This is a genomic window from Streptomyces viridochromogenes (genome assembly GCF_001270495.1).
GTDB classification, from domain to species: Bacteria; Actinomycetota; Actinomycetes; order Streptomycetales; family Streptomycetaceae; genus Streptomyces; species Streptomyces viridochromogenes_A.
Map to the genome: position 1 here is coordinate 1 of NZ_LGUR01000108.1, position 430 is coordinate 430.

The 430-nt window shown below is 74.0% G+C and carries 1 pseudogene; it reads left to right on the forward strand.

From position 1 onward, the window contains the following. Positions 1–430: pseudogene (locus tag ADK36_RS11815) on the forward strand (alpha/beta fold hydrolase); the annotation flags it as partial.

Below are 430 nucleotides of genomic sequence, written 5' to 3' on the forward strand. Positions count from 1 at the left end.
GGGCGCATTGGCCAACTTCGAGTGCGCCACCATCAAGGTCCCCGTCGACTGGAAGCGGCCGCACGGCGCCACCATCGATCTGGCCCTCGCCCGCCACCTGGCCACCGACCCCGGGCGCCGGATCGGCTCGCTGCTGATCAACCCGGGTGGTCCGGGCGGCTCCGGCGTGGACTTCGCGCTCGGCGCGCCCGACGCCTTCTCGCCCGAACTGCTGGCGCGTTTCGACATCGTGGGCTTCGACCCGCGGGGCGTCGGCCGCAGCAACCCGGTGAAGTGCGACTCGGACCGGGTCACCGCCCAGGGGGCGCTGCTCTACCCGGACAGCGACTCCTCCTTCGCCGCCCTCCGCGCGGCGAACCGCGCGCTCGGCGAGAGCTGCCGCGACCTCACCGGGCCGCTGGCCGACCACATGGACACCGGGAGCGTCGTC